The 23,164-nt window shown below is 67.1% G+C and carries 23 protein-coding genes and 1 tRNA gene; 7 read left to right on the top strand and 17 right to left on the bottom strand.

The features are described 5' to 3' along the window. Window positions 1–67 precede the first annotated feature (67 nt). Together ABIR17_RS12365 and ABIR17_RS12360 are read left to right on the top strand one after the other, a co-directional pair. Window positions 68–541, top strand: a complete 474-nt coding sequence (locus ABIR17_RS12365) for a RimK/LysX family protein (RefSeq protein ID WP_348004805.1) — start codon at window positions 68–70, stop codon at window positions 539–541. Continuing rightward, the gene (locus ABIR17_RS12360) at window positions 538–1,338 is read left to right on the top strand and encodes a rhomboid family intramembrane serine protease (protein ID WP_348004701.1); all 801 of its coding nucleotides are present in this window, start codon (window positions 538–540) and stop codon (window positions 1,336–1,338) included. The genes ABIR17_RS12365 and ABIR17_RS12360 overlap by 4 nt, the downstream gene beginning before the upstream one ends. A 28-nt stretch (window positions 1,339–1,366) precedes the next feature. Here ABIR17_RS12360 and ABIR17_RS12355 read toward each other — a convergent pair whose 3' ends face one another. From ABIR17_RS12355 to ABIR17_RS12325, 7 genes are all read right to left on the bottom strand, one after another. After that, window positions 1,367–1,879, bottom strand: coding sequence for a GNAT family N-acetyltransferase (locus ABIR17_RS12355; RefSeq protein WP_348004700.1), 513 nt, complete (start codon window positions 1,877–1,879; stop codon window positions 1,367–1,369). Then, window positions 1,876–2,151, bottom strand: coding sequence for a DUF1778 domain-containing protein (locus tag ABIR17_RS12350; RefSeq protein ID WP_348004699.1), 276 nt, complete (start codon window positions 2,149–2,151; stop codon window positions 1,876–1,878). Before ABIR17_RS12350 ends, ABIR17_RS12355 begins: the two co-directional genes overlap by 4 nt. Before the next feature lie 55 nt (window positions 2,152–2,206). Beyond that, a tRNA-Gln gene (locus ABIR17_RS12345) sits at window positions 2,207–2,278 on the bottom strand. 55 nt (window positions 2,279–2,333) lie between these two features. After that, entirely contained in the window at window positions 2,334–3,842 is a 1,509-nt protein-coding gene (gene gltX / locus ABIR17_RS12340) for a glutamate--tRNA ligase (protein ID WP_348004698.1), read from the bottom strand. A gap of 31 nt (window positions 3,843–3,873) precedes the next feature. Further along, the gene (locus ABIR17_RS12335) at window positions 3,874–5,106 is read right to left on the bottom strand and encodes an MFS transporter (RefSeq protein WP_348004697.1); all 1,233 of its coding nucleotides are present in this window, start codon (window positions 5,104–5,106) and stop codon (window positions 3,874–3,876) included. Then, a complete protein-coding gene (locus ABIR17_RS12330) occupies window positions 5,103–5,981 on the bottom strand; it encodes an EamA family transporter (RefSeq protein ID WP_348004696.1) in 879 nt (292 codons plus the stop codon). Before ABIR17_RS12330 ends, ABIR17_RS12335 begins: the two co-directional genes overlap by 4 nt. A 10-nt stretch (window positions 5,982–5,991) precedes the next feature. Continuing rightward, a complete protein-coding gene (locus ABIR17_RS12325; protein WP_348004695.1) occupies window positions 5,992–6,783 on the bottom strand; it encodes a fumarylacetoacetate hydrolase family protein in 792 nt (263 codons plus the stop codon). Between the two features lie 39 nt (window positions 6,784–6,822). Here ABIR17_RS12325 and ABIR17_RS12320 point away from each other — a divergent pair, with 39 nt between their 5' ends. Continuing rightward, complete coding sequence (locus tag ABIR17_RS12320) at window positions 6,823–7,464, top strand: alpha/beta family hydrolase (RefSeq protein WP_348004694.1); 642 nt, start codon at window positions 6,823–6,825, stop codon at window positions 7,462–7,464. Here the strand turns inward: ABIR17_RS12320 and ABIR17_RS12315 are convergent. The 5 genes from ABIR17_RS12315 to serA form a co-directional block, all read right to left on the bottom strand. Beyond that, window positions 7,461–7,586, bottom strand: a complete 126-nt coding sequence (locus tag ABIR17_RS12315) for an LPXTG cell wall anchor domain-containing protein (RefSeq protein ID WP_348004693.1) — start codon at window positions 7,584–7,586, stop codon at window positions 7,461–7,463. The two genes, ABIR17_RS12320 and ABIR17_RS12315, sit on opposite strands and share 4 nt — an antisense overlap. Next, window positions 7,586–8,686 carry a branched-chain amino acid aminotransferase gene (locus ABIR17_RS12310; protein WP_348004804.1) on the bottom strand — a complete coding sequence of 367 codons (1,101 nt, stop codon included), beginning with the start codon at window positions 8,684–8,686 and terminating at the stop codon, window positions 7,586–7,588. The genes ABIR17_RS12315 and ABIR17_RS12310 overlap by 1 nt, the downstream gene beginning before the upstream one ends. 44 nt (window positions 8,687–8,730) lie before the next feature. Beyond that, entirely contained in the window at window positions 8,731–9,783 is a 1,053-nt protein-coding gene (locus tag ABIR17_RS12305; RefSeq protein ID WP_348004692.1) for a 3-isopropylmalate dehydrogenase, read from the bottom strand. 33 nt (window positions 9,784–9,816) lie between these two features. Then, on the bottom strand, window positions 9,817–10,794 hold the full coding sequence (locus ABIR17_RS12300; RefSeq protein WP_348004691.1) for a hypothetical protein: 978 nt from the start codon (window positions 10,792–10,794) through the stop codon (window positions 9,817–9,819). Window positions 10,795–10,940: 146 nt separating this feature from the next. Further along, window positions 10,941–12,536, bottom strand: coding sequence for a phosphoglycerate dehydrogenase (gene serA / locus ABIR17_RS12295; protein ID WP_348004690.1), 1,596 nt, complete (start codon window positions 12,534–12,536; stop codon window positions 10,941–10,943). A 101-nt stretch (window positions 12,537–12,637) separates the two neighbouring features. On the opposite strand from serA, the gene ABIR17_RS12290 reads away from it, so the two are divergent. Next, window positions 12,638–13,033, top strand: a complete 396-nt coding sequence (locus ABIR17_RS12290) for a DoxX family protein (protein ID WP_348004689.1) — start codon at window positions 12,638–12,640, stop codon at window positions 13,031–13,033. Window positions 13,034–13,066: 33 nt separating this feature from the next. On the opposite strand, the gene ABIR17_RS12285 is transcribed toward ABIR17_RS12290, so the two are convergent. Both ABIR17_RS12285 and ABIR17_RS12280 read right to left on the bottom strand, forming a co-directional pair. After that, a complete protein-coding gene (locus ABIR17_RS12285; protein ID WP_348004688.1) occupies window positions 13,067–13,369 on the bottom strand; it encodes a hypothetical protein in 303 nt (100 codons plus the stop codon). Next, window positions 13,366–13,866, bottom strand: coding sequence for a hypothetical protein (locus ABIR17_RS12280; RefSeq protein ID WP_348004687.1), 501 nt, complete (start codon window positions 13,864–13,866; stop codon window positions 13,366–13,368). Before ABIR17_RS12280 ends, ABIR17_RS12285 begins: the two co-directional genes overlap by 4 nt. Window positions 13,867–13,987: 121 nt before the next feature. Here ABIR17_RS12280 and ABIR17_RS12275 point away from each other — a divergent pair, with 121 nt between their 5' ends. Next, on the top strand, window positions 13,988–14,650 hold the full coding sequence (locus ABIR17_RS12275; protein WP_348004686.1) for a hypothetical protein: 663 nt from the start codon (window positions 13,988–13,990) through the stop codon (window positions 14,648–14,650). A gap of 12 nt (window positions 14,651–14,662) precedes the next feature. Here ABIR17_RS12275 and ABIR17_RS12270 read toward each other — a convergent pair whose 3' ends face one another. From ABIR17_RS12270 to ABIR17_RS12260, 3 genes are read right to left on the bottom strand one after another with little or no spacing between them, the layout of a single operon-like run. Next, the gene (locus tag ABIR17_RS12270; RefSeq protein WP_348004685.1) at window positions 14,663–16,093 is read right to left on the bottom strand and encodes an MFS transporter; all 1,431 of its coding nucleotides are present in this window, start codon (window positions 16,091–16,093) and stop codon (window positions 14,663–14,665) included. A gap of 11 nt (window positions 16,094–16,104) precedes the next feature. After that, window positions 16,105–19,326, bottom strand: a complete 3,222-nt coding sequence (locus ABIR17_RS12265) for an ATP-dependent DNA helicase (protein WP_348004684.1) — start codon at window positions 19,324–19,326, stop codon at window positions 16,105–16,107. Then, window positions 19,323–22,487, bottom strand: a complete 3,165-nt coding sequence (locus ABIR17_RS12260) for an ATP-dependent DNA helicase (protein ID WP_348004683.1) — start codon at window positions 22,485–22,487, stop codon at window positions 19,323–19,325. Before ABIR17_RS12260 ends, ABIR17_RS12265 begins: the two co-directional genes overlap by 4 nt. Before the next feature lie 107 nt (window positions 22,488–22,594). On the opposite strand from ABIR17_RS12260, the gene ABIR17_RS12255 reads away from it, so the two are divergent. Together ABIR17_RS12255 and ABIR17_RS12250 are read left to right on the top strand one after the other, a co-directional pair. Then, entirely contained in the window at window positions 22,595–22,819 is a 225-nt protein-coding gene (locus ABIR17_RS12255) for a DUF3107 domain-containing protein (protein WP_348004682.1), read from the top strand. Further along, window positions 22,819–23,115, top strand: coding sequence for a hypothetical protein (locus ABIR17_RS12250; RefSeq protein WP_348004681.1), 297 nt, complete (start codon window positions 22,819–22,821; stop codon window positions 23,113–23,115). Before ABIR17_RS12255 ends, ABIR17_RS12250 begins: the two co-directional genes overlap by 1 nt. The last annotated feature ends 49 nt before the right edge of the window (window positions 23,116–23,164 follow it).

Here is a 23,164-nt window from a genome sequence, read left to right as displayed (position 1 = left end):
TTGGTGATGGCCCTGACAAGATGGTGATGTGAGTGAGCCCACCCATTCAAACACCCGGGATGGCGGGATGACCCTGGCCGGGTGGCGCGAATGGGTGCAGTTGCCCGAAATCGGCGTGCCGTGGATCAAGGCGAAACTCGACACCGGTGCCCGCACGTCGTCGCTGCACGCCTACAAGATCAAAGAGTTCGATCGTGATGGCACGCAATGGGTGCGTTTTCGGGTTCGACCCTGGCAGGAGTCGACCGACGACGAGGTGGTCGTCGAACTTCCCGTGCACGATCGGCGTGCGATCCGGAGTTCATCGGGACACGTCGAGAAACGTTTCGTGGTGCTGATGCGGCTGACCCTGGTCGGACACGACGTGACCGCCGAGGTCACGCTGAGCAACCGCGATGCGATGGGATTCCGGATGCTGATCGGCCGCGAGGTTTTGCGTCACGGCTTCATGGTCGCCGCCGCACGGTCATTTCTGGGAGGTCGTGCACCCCGACTGGTGCGACGCCGCAACCGAGGACGACCGGAGGTGAGCCCCGCATGAGCGAGCCCCGCTACGGCGAACGGGTTCCGGGGTACGTGCCGCCCTCAGCGCCCGCGACACCGCCGACCGCCCCACCCCGCTCGGGATGGACGCGCTCCCTACGTCCGGGCGGCTCGGTCGTCACCTACGTGCTCATCGGACTCAACTTGGTCGCGTACGCGGCGCAGTGGCTCTCAGGACAAGCGTTGACGGAAGCGTGGCTGCTCGACCCGTCTGTCGCCGGCTCGGAACCCTGGCGGCTGATCACGTCGGCGTTCCTGCACTCGCCGACGTCGATCCTGCACATCCTGTTCAACATGTACGCGCTCTACGTGTTCGGCCCGATGCTGGAGCGGTTCCTCGGGCGTGCGCGGTTTCTCGCGCTGTACCTCATCGGGGCGCTGGGCGGCTCGATCGGCGTGCTGACGCTGTACGAGCTCGACATCCTGACCCACGGCACTCTCGCCACGGCGACCGACGGATTCCTCACCCCGATCTCGGCCTTCGGAGCGTCGGGTGCGATCTTCGCGCTCATGGGTGCGCTGTTTCCTCTGCGGCGAGCAATCGGCGTCAACCTCTACCAACTCGTGATCGTGCTGTTGATCAACCTCGCCATCGGGTTCTTCGCCGCAGGGATCGCGTGGGAGGCGCACGTTGGCGGTCTGATCGTCGGATTCGTCATCGCGACGATCTACATGCGCACCCGAAGGCCGTCGCAGGGGCGGGCGCAGGTCATCGGGATCGTCGCCGTCGCAGCCGTGCTGCTGATCGTGTTCGCGGCGTTCGTCGCGACTTCACCGCAGTCTTACGGGCTCTAGTTCTGCGAGAACCCCTCGTGAACGGCGGTCATCGTGATGCCTCGACGGTGGCGATCGCATCCTTCGTGAGGAGATACATCACGCGAGGCGACAGCGGAACTGACTCGAAGCCGAACCGCCGGTAGAACGAGACTGCCGCCTCATTGAGGGCATCGACGAGCAACGCGCGGGCGCCGATCAGCCGGGATGCTTCGATGCCCTTCTTCACCGCATCCTGAAGCAATGAAGCCCCCACCCCCTTGCCTGTGAAGCGGTTGTCGACTGCCAATCTCCCGATGAGAATGACCGGAACCGGATCGGGAGCGTTGCGCCCAAGGACCTTGCCGGCTTCCTCCCGGAGCAGCGCGGAGGCGCTCAAGCAGTAGAAGCCCGCGATCAGGCCACTCTCTCGTTCGGTCGAGACGAACGTACGGGAGTTGCCTGCCACTTCATTCTTAATGGCGCGAAGAGTCAGCCAGTTGTCGAGCGTCGGCTCATCGCATCCGAATGTGGAGGTGTCATCGTGCGGCGTGATCGGCCGCGGCGGAGCGAACGACGTCACTCAGTGAACACCGACGGTCGAGCAAGCAAGTCGGCAAGCCCCGTGACCGATTTCGCCGGACGATTAAGGATCTCGTTGAACGCATCCCAGGCTTCAGCAGACATGTGGAGTTCACGATCGTGACGGATCACTTCGCTCGCCTGTTCGACCAGCAATGGAACCGAGAAGTCGGTCACGGATCGCCCAGAAATCGTGGCAGCCTGCTCGATCGTTCGCTTCTGCTCTTGCGTGAGTCGAAGTTCGATGCGTTCGTTCTTCAGCGCGGTGGTCATGAAACAAATGTACGGCTATTTTCCGTACATTGCGAGAATGCTTTGCCACTCAGTGCTGGGGTGCCTGGACTCGAACCAAGAACAAATGAACCAGAATCATCCGTGTTGCCAATTACACCACACCCCATCGGAGCCACCCGGGAGTGGACCGACTGACCACTCTACCGCACGGGTAGGGAGGCTCAAGCGAGTGCGATGCGCAGGCGTTCGAGGCGCGCGAGCGTGGATTCCTTGTCGAGAATCTCCATTGATTCGAACAACGGTGGGCTGATCCGGCGGCCGCTGATCGCGGTGCGCAGAGGGCCGAAAGCATCCCGCGGCTTGAGGCCGGCGCCACCCTCCTCGACCGGCGCGAGCAACGCGGCCCGCAGAGCTTCTTCGATCGCAGTCGCCGAGAAGTCGGTCAGCTGCTGAAGGGTCGCGATCGACGCATCGAGTACGAGGCGTGCCTGGTCGGCATCCTTCGGCATCGCGTCGGCATCGAACTCGATCAGGTCGTCGGGGGTGAACAGGAACCCAAGCAGTCCGGGGGCTTCGGAAAGCACGGCCATTCGCTCCTGCACGAGCGGGGCAGCCTCGCGCAGGATCGCCTGCTGTGTCGGCGTCGACGGCTCGGCGAGATAGTCACCGAGGTAGGGCACGATGCGTCCGGCAAAGTCGTCGGCGGACAGCATCCTGATGTGGTCGCCGTTGATCGAGTCGGCCTTCTTCTGGTCGAAGCGGGCCGGGTTCGGGTTAACGTCGCGAATGTCGAAGGCCGCCGTGAACTCCGCCTGGGTAAAGACGTCGCGGTCGGCCGCGATCGACCAGCCGAGCAGCGCGAGATAGTTGAGCAGCCCCTCGGGGATGAAACCGCGCTCGCGGTGATGGAAGAGGTTCGACTCCGGGTCGCGCTTGCTCAGCTTCTTCGAACCCTCGCCCAGAACGAGCGGCATGTGCGCGAACACCGGGATGAAGTCGGTCACCCCCAACTCGATCAGCGCGAGATAGAGGGCGATCTGTCGCGGGGTGGAGGAGAGGATGTCCTCCCCGCGGAACACGTGGGTCACACCCATCAGCGCATCGTCCACGGGGTTGACGAAGGTGTACAACGGAGCGCCGTTGGGCCGCACGACGACGAAGTCGGTGAACGACCCGGCAGGGAAAGTGATCTCGCCACGAATGAGGTCATCGAACGAGAGGTCGGTGTCAGGCACCCGCAGGCGCAGGCTCGGCTCGCGGCCTTCGGCGCGGAACGCATCCCGCTGCTCGGCGGTGAGGTCGCGCTCGAAGTTGTCGTAGCCCTGGCGAGCGTCGCGACCATTCGCGAGATTGCGCGCCTCCATCTCGTCCGGCGTGACGAACGACTCGTACAGGAGCCCGGCATCCTTCATGCGCTCGACGAGATCGAGGTAGATCGACGTGCGCTGGGACTGCCGGTAGGGGGCGTGCGGGCCGCCCTTTTCGACACCCTCATCCCAGTCGATGCCGACCCAGGTCAGGGCGTCGATCAACTGGAGGTAGCTCTCCTCGCTGTCGCGGGCTGAGTCGGTGTCTTCGATGCGGAAGATCAGTTTGCCGCCGGTGTGCCGGGCGTAGGCCCAGTTGAACAGGGCGGTACGGATCATGCCCACGTGGGGCGTTCCGGTCGGTGAGGGGCAAAAGCGCACCCGCACGTCGGAGCCGGTCGCGGTCGAGAAAGGGAGGGCCATCGTTCTCAGCCTACCGAGCGCGGCTCGGAGCTCAGTCCGTTGCGCTGCGCTGACCGGCAGTGCGGATCGCGAGGGCGCCGAGCACGACGGCGACCAGCGCGGTCACGCTGAGCGCAAGCCCTGCGTAGCCGATGAACGAGAGCACGACCCCTGCTCCCCCGGCGCCGACCGCTCCGGCGAGACTCATCGAGAGGTCGGCACGGCCCTGAATGATCGTGCGACGCGCGCTTCCGGCGCTGTCGGCCACGAGACCGGATGCCGCGACGGTCGACGCGCTCCACCCGAGACCGAGTGCGATGAGGCCCGCCAAAACCCAACCCGACGACTCGGAACCGAAGGATGCCATTAGAAGACCGGCGAGCAGCATCCCCTGCCCGAGCGCGATGACAGGTTCGCGACCGAAGCGGTCGGAGAGAATGCCCCAGACCGGCGAGAGGCCGTACATACCGGCGACGTGCAAGCTGATCGTCAGCCCCACGATCACCAGGGTCGCACCGTGATCGACGAGGTGCACGGGAGTCATCGCCATCACCGACGCCATCGTCGCGTGGCTGAGCGCGAGAGTCAGGATGCCGGTGCGCACCCCCGCGCGATTCTCCGGCGCAGCCGACACTGTCGCCGACGCGCGCTCAACCCCGAGACGCTGAGCGGTACGCAACGGATCGGGTCGCAGCGCGAACAGGTAAACCAGACTCGCGACCGCTTGCGCGGCGATCGTGAAGATGAACACCCCGCCGAGTGCGGGCAACCCGAACGATCGTCCGAGAGAATCCCCGGGCCCGATCAGGTTCGGACCCACGACGGCGCCGATCGTCGTTGCCCAGACGACGACGGCGAGGTCGCGGCCACGCTTGCCCGGCTCCGAGAGGTCGGTCGCCGCGAACCGCGACTGCAGGTTGACCGCGGTCCCGACGCCGAGCATCGCCATCGCGAGGAGGAAGAGCGGGAAGACGTCAAGCGCGACGGCGAAGATTCCGACGACCGCGCCGAGGGCCGCTATACCGGCACCGGTCGCGAGAGCCGGGGATCGACCTGAGCGGCGAGCCAGCGCGGCGAGGGGGATGGATGCGGCTGCCGCTCCGAGGGTCGACATCGTCGTCGCGGTTCCCGACCACGCGGGGGAGCCCGACAATTGCCCGGCGAGCAGCGCCGCGGAGGAGAAGGTGGCGCCCATCCCGATGCCGGCGAGCGCCTGCCCCGCAATGATCGCGACGTGGCTGCGACGACGGATGCGCGCGACGTCCTCATCGGTCAGCACGGTCATCCCGAACTGCCGACCGCGAGTCCTACGGCGCCGACAATGGCGAGCCCGATGCCGGTGAACTGCAGTCGGGTGGGTCGTTCGCGCAGCACGATGATCGCCAGCGCGACCGTACCGAGCGGGTAGAGCGAGTTGAGAACTGCGAGCACCGCGAGATCGCCGATGTGCAGTCCCGCGACGAGGAGCAGATTGCCGGTGACTAGGAGCGCCCCCGCCCCGAGGGCGAGGAGCACTGCCCGACGATCACGGATGCCCGCGAGCTCGGCGGGTCCCGACCGGAGCCGGCCGATCGCCAACGCCGCGACGAAGATCACCCCGCCGACCACCAAGTCGATGAACATCGGGATGAAGCCTGACTCCGGCGGTGTGCGGTCGATCGCGACGATGTAGCCCGAGAAGCCGAGCCCCGCGACCGCCGCGATGATCAGTGCGCGGGGCGCTGGCCGGGTGCGTTCGGCATCCCGACTGGCTGCGAGCAAGATGCCTGCAGCCACGACGACGACCAGGGCGATCGAGCCGAGGAGGCCGAACCTCTCGCCCAGCAGGATGCCGACCGTCGCCGGAACGATGGCGTAGATCGCGGCGACCGTTGGCGAGAGCACGCTCATCGGACCCAGGGCGAGGCACGCGTAGAGAGCCCAGGTGCCGGCCGCCCCGCACACTCCGCCGATAGCACCGAGCACGACAGCATCCACCGACCAGACGGGTGCGGTGACGAGAACCGAGATGCCGCCGATCGCGATCGTGACAATCGACCCGATCGTGCTGGCGAGCAACGATGTCATGCGGCGCGAGGAGAGGCCGCCGAGAAAGTCGGAGGCGCCGTAGATGACCGCGCTGCCGAAACCGAGAAGGGCGACCAGCGCCGCGAGGGGCATCGGGACTAGCTCAGGATGCCGTGGGGGCGCCGTCGCGGTAACGCGCCGGGTTGCTGAGAGTGCCGATTCCCTCGATCGTGATGTCGATCGTCTGCCCGTCGAGGAATCCGCCTATACCGGACGGCGTTCCGGTTGCGATGATGTCGCCGGGCAGCAGAGTCCAGACGCCCGAAATGAACTCCATCAGTTCCGGGATCTTGTAGATCAGGTCTTTCGTGTTGCCGTGGCGGCGCGGCTCGCCGTCGACGTAGCTCTGAATCTCGAGGTTCGTCGGGTCGAGTTCAGTTTCGATCCACGGGCCGATCGGGCAGAAGGTGTCGTACCCCTTCGACCGCGCCCACTGACCGTCAGCGAACATCTGGTCACGGGCAGAGACGTCGTTCGCGATCGTGTAGCCAAAGATGTAGTCGGCCCAGTTCTCGGCTTTGATCTGCTTCGCGATGCGACCGACGACGATCGCCAACTCGGCCTCGTGCACGATTCGACCCTCGACCGGCGGAATCTGGATCGGGTCGCCCGGACCGACCACCGCAGTGTTCGGCTTCAGGAAGATGAGCGGGTTGTTGGGGGCGTCGATTGTCGCCATGTCGGTGCGGTGCTCGGGGTAGTTGAGCCCCACGCAGACGACCTTGGAGCGCGGGATGACCGGGGCGAGCAGTCGCACGTCGGCGAGCGGCAGACGCTCCCCCGTGGTGTCGAAACCCGCGAACATCGGGTCGCCAGAAAGAACGACGATCTCGTCGTCGTCGACGATGCCGTACCGGGGCGACGCATCCGGAATCGCGAACCGGGCGACCTTCACCTTTCGAGCCTAGACCCGCCCCCGCGCCAGAATGGCCGCATGGACTTCCTCGTCGACGGCTCTCCCGGCGACCCGACCTACCTGTTCGCCCACGGTGCTGGGGCGGCGATGGACTCGGCGGGGATGACGGCGCTGGCATCCCGAATCGCGGCGCGCGGCATCCGGGTGGTGCGTTTCGAGTTCGGCTACCTGGCCGGTCGACGCCAGGGGGTGCGGCGGCCGCCGCCGCGCGCCGACACGCTCCTCGACGAGTTCCGGGCCGTCGTCGCCGAGGTCGGGAGTGACGGCGCGGTGCCGGTCATCGGCGGGCGGTCCATGGGCGGGCGGGTCGCCAGCATGGTCGCCGACGAGCTGTTCGCTGCCGGCGCGATCGCCGGGCTCGCCTGTCTCAGCTACCCGTGGCATCCACCTGCTCGACCCGACCAACCGCGGGTGGCGCACCTGCTCGGGATGCGCACGCCCACCCTTGTGGTGCAGGGCACGCGCGACCCGTTCGGGACTCCCGACGAGGTCGCCGGGTACGGGCTCCCCGCGACGATCGACCTGCTCTGGCTCGAGGATGGCGACCACGACCTACGACCGCGGAAAGCCGTCAGCGGCTTCACCGTTGCGCAACACCTCGATGCGGGTGCGGATGCCGTGGGCGACTTCGTACGCCGCGTTACGAAAGTCGAGCGCTAGCTGTCGATCTTTCCGCGCGCGCGGCGACTGAGGACCAGCGCGACGACCCCGAGGATGACCACACCGGCCGCGATCACGATGATCCACCAGGGCACCGTCGACCCGGTCGCTGCGAGTTCCATCAGGCGTCCAACCGCTGCAGCCAGCCGTGACGGTCGGCGACCCGGCCGTACTGGATGTCGGTGAGCTCCTGCCGCAGCGACAATGCGACGCGCTCGCCTTCGGGCTCCGGCATCCGGATTTCAAAATCGGCCGCCTTGATCTGGTCAATCGGCACGATCACGGCCGCCGTTCCGCAGGCGAACGCCTCGACGATCTCGCCCGACTCGACGCCCTCGCGCCACTCGTCGATCGAGACCCGGCGCTGCTCGATCGAGTAGCCGCGGTCGCGCCCGAGTTGCAGCACGGAGTCGAGGGTGATGCCCTCAAGAATCGAGTCGCTGTCGGGGGTGATGAGTCGCTTGTCTTTGGTGACGAGCACGAGATTCATGCCGCCGAGCTCTTCCAGATATTTGCCCTCTTGAGCGTCGAGGAAGAGCACCTGCTGGCAGCCGTTCTCGTACGCCTCCTGCTGGGCGACGAGCGACGCGGCGTAGTTGCCGCCGGTCTTGGCCGCGCCCATTCCGCCGTGGCCGGCCCGGGTGTAGGTCGTCGAGAGCCAGATCGACAGCGGCGAGATCCCGCCGCTGAAGTAGGCACCCGCGGGGCTGGCGATCAGGTAGTAGTTGACCTTGTTCGCCGAGCGCACCCCGAGGAAGGCCTCCTTGGCGAACATGAACGGACGAAAGTACAGGCTCGTCTCGTCGGCCGTCGGCACCCAGCCACCGTCGACGGCGATGAGCTGCTTGAGGGAGTCGAGAAAGTACTCGACCGGCAGTTCGGGAAGCGCGAGCCGCTTCGCCGACCGCTGCATCCGCGCAGCGTTAGCCGTCGCGCGGAACGTCCAGATCGAACCATCGGCATGACGGTACGCCTTGAGACCTTCGAACACTTCTTGGGCGTAATGCAGCACGGCAGCCGCAGGGTCGAGCGAGATCGGGCCATAGGCCTGCACGCGCGGGCGGTGCCAGCCGCCCTTTTCTGACCAGCAGATATCGACCATGTGGTCGGTGAACGACTTGCCGAACCCGAGTTCGGGCGACGAAAGGATCGCGGTGCGCTCCTTGACCGTCTTCGCGGCGGGGTTCGGGATGACCTGCCAGAGCAGATCTTGCGTGGCCATCGGCAGGAGGTTGATCGTCATGGTGGGCTCCGAGAGGTAGAGGTCTAGTGTGCCGCGACTGCGTCGGCGATAGCTGTGCCGATCTGGTCGGTGGTGCGGGTGGAGGTTCCTCGAGCGGCGAGGTCGGCGATCACCGCCGCCTCGATCCGTCGGGCGACCTCCGGCAACTCGAGGTGATCGAGCAGCAGAGCGGTCGAAAGGATCGCCGCGGTGGGGTCGGCGCGTTGCTGCCCCGCGATGTCGGGAGCGGAACCGTGTACCGGCTCGAACATCGAGGGAAACGTGCGGTCGGGGTTGATGTTGCCCGAGGCCGCAAGTCCGATGCCGCCGCTGATAGCGCCGGCCAGATCGGTGAGGATGTCGCCGAAGAGGTTATCTGTGACGATCACGTCGAACCTACCAGGATCGGTGACGAAGAAGATCGTCGCCGCATCCACATGGAGGTAGTCCCAGACCACGTTGGGATGCTGCGCGGCCACGCGCTCGACGGTGCGGGCCCACAGGCTTCCGGCATTCACGAGCACGTTGGTCTTGTGTACGAGGGTGAGTTTCTTGCGGCGCTTCTCGGCCAGCTCGAACGCGTACTTCACGACGCGATCGACCCCGAAGGCGGTGTTGACGCTCACCTCGTTCGCGATCTCTTGCGGAGTACCGACCCGGATGCTGCCGCCGTTGCCGACATACGGCCCTTCGGTGCCTTCTCGCACGACGACGAAGTCGACGGTGCCGGGATCGCTCAGGGGGCTCACCACCCCGGGAAATAACTGAGTGGGGCGCAGGTTCACGTAGTGGTCGAACGCGAACCGCAACTTGAGCAGCAGCCCGCGTTCGATGATGCCGCCCGCCAACTTCGGATCCCGCGGGTCGCCGCCGACAGCGCCAAGGAGGATCGCGTCGTGGGCCTTCAGCGCGGCGAGGTCGTCGTCGCCCAGGATGACCCCGGTCTCGAGGTAGTGCCGCGCGCTGTAGGGGTAGGTCGTCGTGCGCAGTTCTCCCTCGTCGCCGAGGGCAGCGGTGAGCACGGCAAGCGCCTGCTCGATCACCTCAGGGCCGATCCCGTCACCGGGGATGAGCGCGAGGTCGAGGGTGCGAGTCACGCTCCCCACCCTATTCGGGCGTTACCCCTGAGTTCAGCCGCGGTGAGCCGCCCGACGGCGACCGCCCACCATGACCAGCGCCGCACCCAGGGTCAGGAACCCGGCGACCGCGATCAACGGCAACGGTCCGGGAGCACTCCCGGTCGCGGCCAGTGTCGGCAACGCCGCGGGGTCGTCGGCAGGGAACGGCAGGGTGGTCAGGCTGGTCTGCGCGTTGATCTGCACGGCGAGCCCGAACCCAGCCCAACCGCCGGTGTCGTTGCGGAACGTTCCCGTTCCGGCAGTCCCGCCGTCGTTGTAGAACGAAGCAAAGCCCGTGTTCCAATACATCGACGAGGGATCGACATCCGTGCCGACAGCGGGTGCGCTCTCGATGAGCCCCACGTTGAGCGAGTTGTACGGGCCGTCGGCGCCGATCGGCGGGGTGCCGTAGGTCTGAGTATCGAAGGCAACGCCGACGATCACAGTTTCGGGAAGAAGCACGGCGAGTGTTGTGAAGTCGAATTCCCACGTGAATGCGAGGCCGTTGTAGCAGCTCGATGACGTCTCGTCGAACCATGACGTCGCGCCGCCGCAACGCCCCGGGTCTGCCGAAGGCCGGTACGGAACCGTCACATTTTCGGTCACGGTGGCGAGCAACGCGCCGGGCGTGGGATCGGTGCCTTGGGCATAGAGGTTGACCGTGATGGGATGCGTCCAGGTGGCGCCCGGAGTCGTCACACAGGTCGCGCCGCCGCCGGTTTCGCACGCCCAATCGGCAAATCCGACCTTGATGGTGGTCAGCTCGCGGTCGCTGCCAGCGAGTTGAACCAGGTCACCGAACTCGACCGTCTGAGTCGCCTGGTAGCCGAGGCTCGGCCAGTTGGCCGGAAGTGTCGTAGGAAGCGAGTCGTAGGCGGGGGCCGCGGCGGCTCGGGCGGATCCGGCGCTCCATGACTGGGCGGCAAGCAGACCAAGAATGACGAATGCGAGCAGCAGGAGGCGTGCAGAAGTTCGGGCGACGACGGTCATGCGGGTTCCGTTCGGGCGGAGGCACAGACCGAGGATGGGGGGCCCTCGTCTAGGGGGTGCCTAATCTGAGACCGAACCTAACGCATTCGCGAGTCGCGACCGAGCAGGTCCCTGGGTACCCAGGTACCCGCGGCCGAAATCCTGATTCAGGCCTCGACGACGTCGATCGCACGCATCGAGATCGCCTGAATCTCGGTGGCGATTTTGGCCAGCAGTTCTTCGGGAACCGGGGAGTCGAGGGTGAGCACCGTGAGCGCCGTGCCGCCCGCACGTTGCCGCGCGATCTGCATCCCGGCGATGTTGATGCCGGCCTCGCCAAATTCACGCCCGTAGACGGCGACGATCCCCGGGCGGTCTTCGTACGACATCACCAGAAGGTGATCGGCGAGCGGAACCTCGATGTCGTACCCGTTCAGCCCGACGATCTTCTGGGCCATCTTCGTGCCAGACAACGTGCCCGCGACCTCGACGACCGTGCCGTCACCGAGAACCCCGCGCAGGGTGGTGACGTTGCGGTAGTCGGCGCTTTCTTCCGAGACGGTGAGAGTCGACGAGATGCCGCGCTGCTCAGCAAGCACCGGAGCATTCACATACGAAACGTTCTCCGTGACCTGGTTGGAGAAGTAGCCCTTGAGCGCCGCAAGGCGGTAGACGCTGACGTCGTAGGCGGCGAGTTCTCCGCGCACCTGAACTTCGAGGCTCGTGAGTGCGCCGTGGCCGGCGACGCCCGCCAGCACCTGCCCGAGCTTCTCGACCAGGGCGATCCCCGGCCGCACGAACGGGTCGATGACACCGCCGGCGACGTTGACAGCATCCGGCACCAGTTCGCCTTCGAGTGCGAGCCGCACGCTGCGAGCGACCGAGACGCCGGCCTTCTCTTGGGCGTCATCGGTCGAGGCACCGAGGTGCGGGGTCACGACGATGTTGGGAAGGTCGAGCAACTTCTTGTCGACGGGCGGCTCACTGACGAAGACGTCGAGCCCAGCTCCCGCGATCTCGCCGGTCGTCAGTGCGACGTACAGCGCGTCCTCGTCGATCAGACCGCCGCGTGCGACGTTGATGACGAAGGCCGTTTTCTTCATCCGCTTCAACTGCTTCGTCGAAATCATCCCGAGGGTCTCCGGGGTTCTCGGCATGTGAATCGTGACGAAGTCACTGCGGTCAAGGAGTTCATCCAGCTCGACCAGGGTCGCACCCAACTGCTGAGCGCGAGCGGTCGTGATGTACGGGTCAAAGGCAAGGATCTCGACACCGAACGCCTGCAGCCGTGCCGCGATCAGCGCGCCGATGCGACCGAGGCCGATGATGCCGACAGTCTTTTCGTACAGTTCGACGCCGGTGAACTTCGAGCGCTTCCACTCCCCCGCGGCAAGACTGGCGTGGGCGGCGGGAATGTGACGGGCCAACGACAGGATGTGGCCGATCGTCAGTTCGGCAGCACTCACGATGTTGGACGTCGGGGCGTTGACCACCATCACACCGGCCTCGGTGGCGGCTTTGATATCGACGTTGTCGAGCCCCACTCCGGCCCGAGCCACCACCTTGAGGTTCGGTGCCGCGGCGATCGCTTCGGCGTCGACCTGAGTCGCCGACCGGATCAGGATGGCGCTGGCCTCCGGGAGCGCCGCGAGCAGTGCGGCGCGATCGGTGCCATCGATCGAACGGATGTCAAAGTCGGGTCCGAGGGCCTCGACCGTGGCCGGGGAAAGTTCTTCGGCGATCAGCACGATCGGCTTGGTCACGACGTGGTTCCTCTGCAATACGGCCGGGCGAGGGCGGCAAAAGCCGCAGCGAGCAACCCGAGTCTAGGCGGGCCTGACTGCTGGGATGCGACGATGACGTCATGCAGGGTCTCGAAGTCGCGCAACTGGTGCTGCGCATCATCCTCGCCGCCGTGTTCGTCGCGATGGGGGTGCTGCATTTCGTGCCAAGTGTTGCGCGCGGGATGCGGGCAATGATTCCGCCGCCGCTGCGCCGAGCCGGGTGGCCGGCCGTCCTGGTCGTCGTGACCGGGCTCTGCGAACTTGCCGGCGCCGCCGGGCTACTCGCCCCGTGGAACGGACTTCGGCTCGCCGCCGGCATCTGCCTGATCGTGTTCCTGATCGCCGTGTTTCCTGCCAACGCGTACGCCGCGAACGATCCCCAGCGCTTCGGGCGAACCGCGGTGCCGTTCTGGCCGCGACTCGCGGCGCAGGTGCTGCTGATGGTCGCGGTCGCGTTCGCGGCGTGGCCGCTCTAGCGCCGCGCGACCAGCTACCCGCCCCGCGAACCGCTAGGTCAGCGCGGGTTGGATCGCCCCAACGAGGGCAACCAGCTCAAAGTGCAGGGCGAACGCGGCGGCGAGGGCGACCGTCAGGATGAGCGCCCGAGCGAAGAGCGGGCGGCCCCGGCCGAGCAGCAGCGCCGCGACGTAGAGCACGACCGGCAGCGCAACGTTCACGATCAGGAGCACCCACGGGGTTGAATCGCCGATCCCGTAAGCGTCGTAGACCCCGGGCAGCGCGATCAGTTCCGAGACCGGCGAGACGAGCGCGAAGCCGAACAGGACGGCAAAAACCACGGCGACGACGATCACGAGAGCGACCCCGCAACCCGGAGTGCGACGAGAAAGTCGAACACCAACGGCCAGGGCACCAGCACCCCGAGACCGAGGGCGAGCCAGCCGACACGCACCAACGGCCGGGACTCGCGCGTGAGGGTCAGCGTCGCGGCGAACCACAGGGGGCCTGCGAGCATGGCAAGAAATTCGCCAAACTGCCACAGCACCTGGGTGGCCAGATCGGTGGATCCCGACGACAGCCGTTGCACGACGAAAATCCAGCAGATCGTCCAGGCGAGGTAGGGCAGGGCGAACGCCACCGTTGCAGCCCCGCGGGAGCGGCTGCCGACAACCTCGCGCTCACCATCACCATCGTGGGCGACGGCGGCGGCCGGATCGGGGGCCCGCGAACCGCGGAGGCGGGGAGCATCCCGACCGCGTTCTTCGTCGCCCGCCCAATGCAGGGCTTCGTCGTCGTCGGCACCCGCGGCGTCGTCGAGCGCCCCGTCGTGGTCGGGCGTTGCGCGGGCCATCTGTCCATTGTCGCCGAGCGACGTCGCGTTGCGGACACGTGGCTGCGTTCGGCGGCAGACCGCCGGTAGGGTGAGCGTTCCCACGTGCACGACTCCTCAGAGGTGTTGGAAGGAATACTCCATGGATGCCGCAACCCCCGGTGCTCCCACAGCGGTCGCAATTTCGCCCGCCGGACTCTTCTCAAAGAGTCTGTTCGCGAACACAATCACGACACCGTTGTCGTTTTTCGTGCTCTACTCCGACGGCTCTGTTGTTCTGTATGACTCCAAGGGCGCCGAACTCGTTCATACCTCAGCCAGTCACATGGTCACCAAGAAGGGCGGCCTCATGACCGCGAATTCGGTGAATGTGACGATCGACGGCAAGAAGTCGTACTTCATCGCCGATGCCGCTGCGCAGCACCCCGTCTTCGCGGTTGGCGGCTTGGCGACGGTCGCGAGCGTGGTCTCGACGGTGACCAGCGTCAACGCCTTCTTCGCCAAAGTCGCCGAATATGCATCGATGGGTCCTGTGGTTCCGGGAGCGCCGGTGGCCGCGGTGGCAGCACCAACCACAGCCAACCTCGGATTTACCCCAGCTCAGGCGAGCAGCATGATTGCGAAGACCGGGAGCAGGAGCAACAAGGCGACCCTGTATTGGGGCATCGGGCTTGCCGCCATCGGGGTTCTTGGCCTCGTGGTGGGAATTGCGGCCTCGTGGCCTGCTCCTTTTTCGGCGCTGATTCCCCTCCTGATCGGTGCAGCGCTGATCGTCAAGGCGGTCGTCAACATCCGACGCGTCTAGGCCGCTTCCGGCCTATCGGTCGACGATGATCTGCTCGCGCGGCACGATGCGGATGAGCCGTCGCACGTCGAACAGGTTCACCCGCAGCCGCAACTGGTTTCGCTTCCCGAGGATGAGCGCAACGACCAGTGACGCGACCATCGGCACGCCGCCCGCGAGCAGGTACGCGGGCATCATCCCGAACGTCTCGGCGACCCACCCGACGAGTAGTCCACCCAGCGCTTGCCCGCCGATGAGGACGAGCAGGTAGATCGCGACCACCCTCCCGCGGATGCCGAGGTTGGTCGACAGTTGCACCATCGCCTCGGCACCGGTCGCGAACAGCAGCCGAAAGATGCCGAGCCCCAGCGCCCCGGCGAGCAGAGCGCCATAGAACGGGATGCCGCCAGCCACCACGATCGCCGCACCGTAGAGCCCCGCGAGCAGCACGAGCGATCGCAGTCGAAGGGAGCGCCGACGTGTGGAAAGAATCGCCCCCGTGAACGCTCCCGCTGCGGCGAGGGCCGTGAGCAGTCCGTAGCCCGCCGATCCGGTGTCGTAGCCTCGCTCGCTCGCGGCCGCCGTGAACAGCACGGGGAGCGTCATCCCGAACGTCGCGATGAAGCCGATCAACACGATCGGCCAGAGAATTCGCGGCTTGCCTGCCACGTAGCGGAAGCCCTCCCGAATCTGGCCCCGCTGCGGGCGCGACCGCGGGGCCGGCGTGAGCTCGCGCGAGCGCATCAGGGCGAATCCGACCACGCAGATCAGGGACCCGAGCGAACTGATCGCGATGCACCAGCCCGGCCCGATGAAGCCGATGAGTCCGCCCGAGATCGCGGGACCGATCAGCCCACCCAGGTGGAAGGTGATGCCGCTGATGCTGATCGCGATGGGCAGACGCCCAGCCGCCACGGTCTGCGAGGTGAGACTGCTGCGCGCCGGACCCTCGAGGGCACCCGCGACGCCGATCACCGCGGCAACTAACAGCACATGCCAGACGGCGACCACGCCCAGGATCGTGAGGGTGCCGAGAACCGCGAAACCGAACGCCGTGACCGACTGAGTGACCAGAACGACGTTGCGGCGCGGCAGCCGGTCAGCGAGTAGTCCGGCCCAGATGCCGAGCAGCAGTTGTGGGGCGAACTGGAACGCGACTGCGAGGCCGACCAGAGCGACGTTGCCCGTCAGTTCGAGCATGAGCCAGTCGACGGCGACCCGCGCCATCCAACTGCCGAGGCTGTTCGCGAACAGCGAGATGATCAGCAGCCGAAAGTTGCGCGACTCGAAGGTCGCAAACACGGTGCTGAAACTGGGCCGAATCGTCTGGATCGGGAGCGGCGCAGTGACCGTCGGATCAGTGCCTACTGGACGCGCGGCCCGGAAGTCAGATTCGGGGAGTTTGGGAGCGGGCGGTTCAGCGGCGGGGGGTTCGGGAGCGGGGGGAGATCCTGCATCGCTCACGTGACGTCAGCTTACTCCGCGCGCTCCCCGCCGATCGCGGCGCGCCAGCGGGCGAGCAGTTCAGGTTCCGAGTCGATCCGTTCGGGCGCGAGCACCCGGTCCTCGGCAACGAAGTAGAACACCGCATCGACAAGAGCCGGATCGATTTTCGCCCAACGCGCGTAGGCGACCCGGTAGAGCGCGAGCTGCAGTTGCTTACGTTCCAGATCGGCGGCATCCTTCGGCGCGCGACCCGTCTTCCAGTCGACGATCTGCACCCTGCCCTCGGCGCCCCCATCGCCCTCGACTGCGTAGACGGCGTCGATCTTGCAGATCACGATGCGACCATCGAACGGCAGATGGATTTCGCGCTCGACTTCCAGCGGACGGCGGCTCGCCCACTCCGAGGCTTCGAACACGGCGCGCAACCGATCGAGATCCGCCTTTTCACCGAGTTCGCCCGACTCGGTGGCGTCGATCTCGACCGCATCGATCTCGTCAGCTCCTGCACCGAACCCGAACCGCTGCTCGACCCAGGAGTGAAAGAGCGTTCCGAGCCGGGTGGCTGAGAACGGGCGCTCGGGCATCGGTCGCCGAAGCTCGCCTGCGACCCGACCGGGTTCGGTGACGAAGTCGTGGAATCGAGACGCGGGCACTCGCGCCGGGATGGCGACGGCGCTTCCCGCAAGTCGGGCCTTGCGTTCGGCCAGCAGCAGTTCGAGGTCGCGCGCCCATGGCCCCGCGAGCTTCGGGGTCGCACGGCGCACGGCATCCGCTGCCGCTTCGACGAACGGTCGCCTCCCCTTCAACGGATCGAGCGGCCAGATCAGACGCTCCAGGTCGTCACCGAGCGGGTTCTCGGTGAACGCGCTCACGATCGAGGGCTCAGCAATGAGCCCGGCTGCGGCGAGATCGCGCAGAAACACGCTCGGTTCGCGGGCCTTCGTCTGGGTCGCCCAGAACGACCCGGAGAGCAGGAGTTCGTGACGAGCGCGGGTCAGCGCGACATAGGCGAGACGTCGTTCCTCGTCGAGTGCCCGCCGTCGCACTCCGACACTGAACTCTTTCTGCGCATCGAGCAGTTCTTTGCGAGTCGTGACGGTTTCCCACGCGAAGTGCGGCAACTCCGCGGCATCCCCCCGCAACGGCCACGGGTACTGTCCAAACGACAGCCAGCCCTGAAACCCTTCACGGGGTTTCGCGGGCAGCTCGTCGGTGACCAGCCGCGGCACCGCGACGACATCCCATTCCAAACCCTTCGCGCCGTGCACCGTCAGCACCTGAACGGTGCCGGGTTCGGGCGGCTCGGGGCGCGGCGACAGGTCTTCGCGCAGCTCGGCCTCACGCAACCAGGCCAGGAAGCCGCCGAGCGTCGCGACCTCGGCGATCGCTAGGTATCCCGACACCGCGTCGTCGAATGCGTCAAGGTTCGCCGACCCGAGAACCCGGAACTCGTTCGCCGCGACCTCGATATCGAGCCTCAACTCCTGGACGACGAGGGCGACGAGATCGGGAAGGTCAAGGCGGGCACGCGCGCGCAGCCGCGACAGGGTGGACCCGGCATCTCGCAACCGCTCAAGTCCGACCGGGCTGAACCCCGCGAGCTGCGAGTGCGAATCGGGGGCCGTCGCCACGAAGTCGAGGGCATCGACGATCGAACCGCCCTCGCCGGCCCCAACCGAGACCCGCAGTTTCGCCTTGACGTCGGCGTCGAGGCGGCGCTGCGCGAGGTCCCGGTCACGCAACCAGGACGCGACCCGGCTGAGAGCGTGCAGGTCGTGCACGCCGATTCGCCAGCGCGACCCGGCGAGCACCCGCAGCAACGGGATGCCGGCAGCCGGGTCGTCGATCGCGCTGAGCGCGCAGACGAGGTCAGCGATCTCAGGTTCCGACAGCAACCCCCCGATGCCGAGAACGTGAAACGGCACCCCGCGCTCGCGCAGCGCCGCGAGAAAGTAGGGCTGCTGCGCGCGGGTACGCATCAGCATCGCGGCCGAGGTGTTCGCGGAGACCCGGGTCGCAAGCCAGTCCGCGACAGCGGCGGCCTCCTCGGCAACCGTCTCGCAAAACACGGTGTCGACGGCGTGAGTCGATGCCACCGGCGATGGCTCGAGACGCTCGACCGACACACTCGACACTCCCGCCCCGGCGAACGGGGCGACCAGGGTGTTCGCGGCATCCAAAATCTTCGTGCCATTTCGCCACGACGTCGAAAGGGCGAAACGGGCCTCCCCTGCGTGGAACAGCGCCGCAAACTGGTCGAGGTTCGCGGCACTCGCTCCGCGCCAGCCGTAGATCGACTGGTTGGGGTCGCCGACCGCCATGACCGGATGCCCGGTGAAAAGTTGCGCGAGCAGCCGGGTCTGGGTGACCGAGGTGTCTTGATATTCGTCGAGCAGAACGACCCGGTACTGCTCGCGCAGCCCCTCCCCGATCGTCGGCTGGGCGACCGCGATGCGCAGGGCGAGAGCGACCTGATCGGCGTACTCCACGACCCCGCGATGCACCTTCTCGGCGTCGTACTGGGCCGCGAGGTCGGCCAGCACATTGAGCGCCCCGAGGTTCTGCGCCAGATCAACCGCGTCGGCGTACTCGTACTTCGCGTGCCCCGTCGGCAGCTCGCCGAGCGCAGCCAGTTGGGATGCCAGAGCGCGCAGGTCGTCGAGATCACCGGCGTGCTCGGCAACCCCCCGCGCGATCGCGAGCACAGCTTTGGTGACGGCGTCGAGGCTCTTGCCGAGGTCGGGCAGGCGATCATCCCGGCTCCGCATCGCGACTCCGCGTGCGAGCTGCCAGGCCGCCGCCTCCCCGAGCACGGGGGCGTCACCTTCCCGCCCGAGCAAGATCGCCGAATCGCGGTACAGGGTGTTCGCGAACGAGTTGTAGGTCGCAACGACCGGGGCATCGAAGACATCCCGTTCGGGAAGCAGACCGGCGGTGTCGAGTTCGGCGATGCGCTCCCGGATGCGGGTGGCGAGCTCCCCCGCCGCCTTGCGGGTGAAGGTGAGACCAAGCACCTCGGCGGGGGCAACCAACCCGTTCGCGAGCAGCCACAGCACCCGGTTCGCCATCGTCTCGGTCTTGCCCGAGCCGGCACCCGCGACGACGAGGGCGGGGGCGAGCGGCGCCTCGATCACGGCCCGTTGTTGCGGGGTGGGATGCGGAACCGGTTTGCCTCGCACGCTCGCGAGAGCCTCGGCGATGTCGATCGCGCTGTACCTCGCAGACTCCGGCTTCCGGGTTTCGGTCGTCATTCCGCACTCACCGCCCCGACCCGGTGCAGCCGGAGGGCGGGAACCGTGCCGAGGCCGTACCCCGCGATTTCGAGGACGCCGGCGAACGATGCCGCTGCCATCCCGATCGCCACTTGGCGGATGCGTTCCCGGAACGCCTCAAGACCCGCGTCGTCGAGCGGCGCCTGCACGGCTTCGCGGTACTTCTTTCCCGCGACACCCGACTTGACGAACAGCAGCTTCGCTCCGCCCGGGTGATGTGCGCCCAGATCGCTCAGCACGTCGTCGAGCAACCCGGCGCGATAGGCGAGCTGATAGGCACCCAACTGGGCGGCGGCGTCGATCTTGGGTTGGCTGGTGATCGGACTGCCGGTCTTCAGGTCGATGATCACCACAGCACCGTCGGCGTCGCGCTCGACCCTGTCGATCGTGCCGCGGATGTGGGCACTGTCGATGTCGAACTCGAACGACTTCTCGGCCCCCACGACCGTCCCGCCGCCGGCCCGAAAGTCGCCCAGGTAGGCGGCGATGCCGTCGGCGAGCACCCGCGCACTTCGGCGATGATGCTCGGCGAGCCAGGGCGACTCGAAGAGAAGCTCGCCCCAGCGCTGCTCGACGCGCTCCCACACCGCGGCCGCGTCGGGAGACTCCGTGGTCTCCATCGCCCAGTGCAAAATCGTGCCGACCTCCATGAGGGTCGTCGACGTGCTGCCGCCGACGGTTTCCAGAAACCAGTCGAGCGGAGACTCCTCGAAACGCTCGACCCGAGACGGCGACACCGGAACCTGCGACCCCTCGAACAGCGGCGCCGTCGTCGACAGTTCCAACAGCCCATGCCAGTCAGCCGGATCGGCCCCGGGCACCTCGAGTTCGGCGAGTCGCGCAAGTGAGGTGGCGGCGTTGGCCCGAGCGGTCGGCTCCTGCCCGCGCGAGGTCAGGATGCGACGCAGCCGCCCGGTCGCTCCGCGCAGCGAGAGCGGTGCGCTTTCGGCGAGCAACCCGGTGCCTGACGGCAATAGGTCGAACAGCACACTGCGTGACTCGTCATCGTTGACGACGGCGGCCAGCACGACGCGGTCCTTCGCGCGGGAGATCGCGAGAGCGAACATCCGGAGCTCGTCGTCGAGAACGAGTTTGCGCTCATCCAGTGGCGACTCAGCTCCGGTTGCGGCGCGGGCCAGGGCTTGGGGTGACAGCAGCGATCCGCGCGGACGCCGGTTCGGCCAGACCCCCTCCTGCAGGCCCGCGACGACGACGGTGTCGAATTCGAGCCCGACCGCGCCCGACGGGGTCGTGATGAAGACCGCGTCTTCAGTTCGAGTGGGGGCGATGAGGTCTTCGGCAACCTCGGCCTCACGCAGATTGGCGAGAAACTCGCTCGCACGCACGCCGGGGCGCCGCTCGGTGAAGCGTTTGGCTGCCGCGAACAGGGCGACGATCCCGTCGAGGTCGCGGTTGGCCTCCGCGGCGGCGAGTCCGGTGCCGAGGGCTTGCTCACGCCACGGCTTGGCCAGCCGGCTGCGTTCCCAGGCGAGCCAGAGCAGGTCTTCGATCGTGGCTGCGGAATCGCTCTCGCGTAGGGCATCGAGGGTGCCGGCCACCCGCTCGGCCGACCGCGCGACGCCGGCGTCGATCGTCGCGAAGCGTCCCGGAGCTGAGAGCGCCTCGACGAGCAGCTCGCCGCTTGGTCGGGATCCGCCGGCCACGGCCTCGTCGGTGCGCAGGGCAATCCGCAAGCGACGAAGGCCGATCGGGTCGAGCCCGCCGAACGGGCCGAGCAGCAGTTCGGCCCCGAGCTCGGGGGTGAGCGGGCTCAGGCCGATCCCCGCCTCAACGATGGTGATGAGAGCGCGGGCCGCCGCGTCATCCAGAAGCGCCGCCCCGGCCCCGCTGGTTCGCGTCGGCACCTCGGCGAGCGCGAGCGACCGTGCCAGCGACGGCACGAGCGCACCCGATCGCACGATGACCGCGAGACGCCGCCAGGGAACCCCGGCCAGCAGATGCTCTTCGCGCAACAGCCGCGCGATCGCCGACGCCATCCGGGCGGGAGTCGAGGCTTCGATCCGCGTGAGCGCTGGACGCGGGCCGGGGACACGTTCGGCGGTCGCTTTGCGTTGCGCGCCCGCGAGCGCCGTGCCGACCCGGCCGGTGACCGTTGTAGTGAACTCGCGCAGAACCGAATTTGGTCGATGCGCGGTCTCGAGAACAAGTTCGCTTACCTCGAATCGGCCGCGTTCGCCGCGCGCGAGCACGCTCGACAGCCGGCCCAGCGCGTCGGGCTCGCCGCCGCGGAAGGCATTCGCCGCAACGTCGGGATCCCCGAACGCGATGACCGGCACTCCTCGTCGCGCCAGTGCCGCGAGCAGCCCGAGGGTCGCCTCTGTCGCCTCGGGGAGGTCGTCGACCACGACAAGGCGCAGCCCGGCAACGCGTTCGGCCGACCCTTCACTGTCGTCGAGGATTCGGGCGGCAAAGCGTGCCAGTTCGGCTGAGTCGAGCTGCTCCTCGCGGGCCGACGCGATCACGTCGAGGTACTCGCTCCAGAATTCGGATGCCGCCCCCCACTCCGGTCGGCTCGTCGCCTGCCCGAGGCGCCGCATCCCGCTCGGGTCGAGATCGAGTTCGGTCGCTCGCGCGAACAGGTCACGCAACTCCGAACGGAAGCGCGGCATCCGTCGCACATCGGGGGTCAACGGTTCGGGCCAGGCGGGCCCGGTTCCCGACTCAATGTGGCCGGCCAGAAGCGCGCCGAGGTCGGCATCCTGTTCCGCGCCGGTGACCAGCCGCGGCACGTCGACGCCCGACGCGCGGGCCGCGACGCTCACGATCTCGTAGGCGAACGACAGACTCGTGCGGGCCATCGGGCCGTCGGTGGGAACGCCCAACCGCAGCGCGATCCGATCTCGAAGTCGCGTCGCGGCCGCCCGGGCGTTCGTCAGCACGACAATCGACGACGGATCCCAGCCCCGGACGAGCACGCGGTCCGCGACCAGCTCAACGATCGTGGTCGTCTTGCCCGACCCCGCACACCCCAGAACCGCCGCCGACGCCCCATCAGGAAGGGCCACTACAGCGGCCTGACTCGAATCAAGAGCAACAGAAGCAAACCCAGAAGTAAAACGAAAAGCAGCAGGGATGAAATCGGGACCCGAAAGGTCGCGATCGAAACCCAGCCCACTCACTAGCTGAACTTATCTGCGAGCGCCGACAGCGGCATCCACTTCGCGTCTTCTTCCGCCGCAAGCGAACCGCGCCAAACTGACGAAGCCCCGACTCCTAAGCTGCACTCGTGGATATTCGCATCGGCATCGCCAACTCTCCCCGTGAACTCAGCTTCGAGACGTCGCAGTCCGCTGCCGACATCGAGAAGATCGTGTCGGCCGCGCTCGACTCCGACACCAAGTTCATCAAGTTGAGCGACGACAAGGGCAAGGTCTACATCGTGCCGACCGCCTCCTTCTCGTACCTCGAGGTGGGCTCGGAGAGTTCCCGCCGCGTGGGCTTCGTGGCCTGATGGAACTCGCCTACGTCACCGTCGTCGGCCTCGGCATCGGCCTGCTGCTGCGCTACCTGCTGCCGGGTCGCCGGATGCACGGCGTCGCCCTCATCCCCGCAATCGGCGCCATCGTCGCCGCGCTCCTCTGGACAGGCTTCACCTGGCTCGGCTTCAAGGCGGGCGAGCCGTGGATTTGGGTCATCACCTTCGCCGGCACCGTGGGCATCACCCTGGTCGTGGATGTCATCGTCTCGCGAATCCGCATGGCTGAAGACGCCCGCGAGCGGCACGTACTCTCCGGCGGTCGCGCTTAGTTAGTTGTGACCCGCATCCCCTCATTCGTGAGGCGCGGTGCCATCATGA

It is taken from the genome of Pseudolysinimonas sp. (assembly GCF_039912695.1).
Taxonomy (GTDB): Bacteria; Actinomycetota; Actinomycetes; order Actinomycetales; family Microbacteriaceae; genus Pseudolysinimonas_A.
The sequence above is the reverse complement of the archived record's forward strand: the minus strand, read 5'-3'. Positions and strand labels throughout refer to the sequence as shown.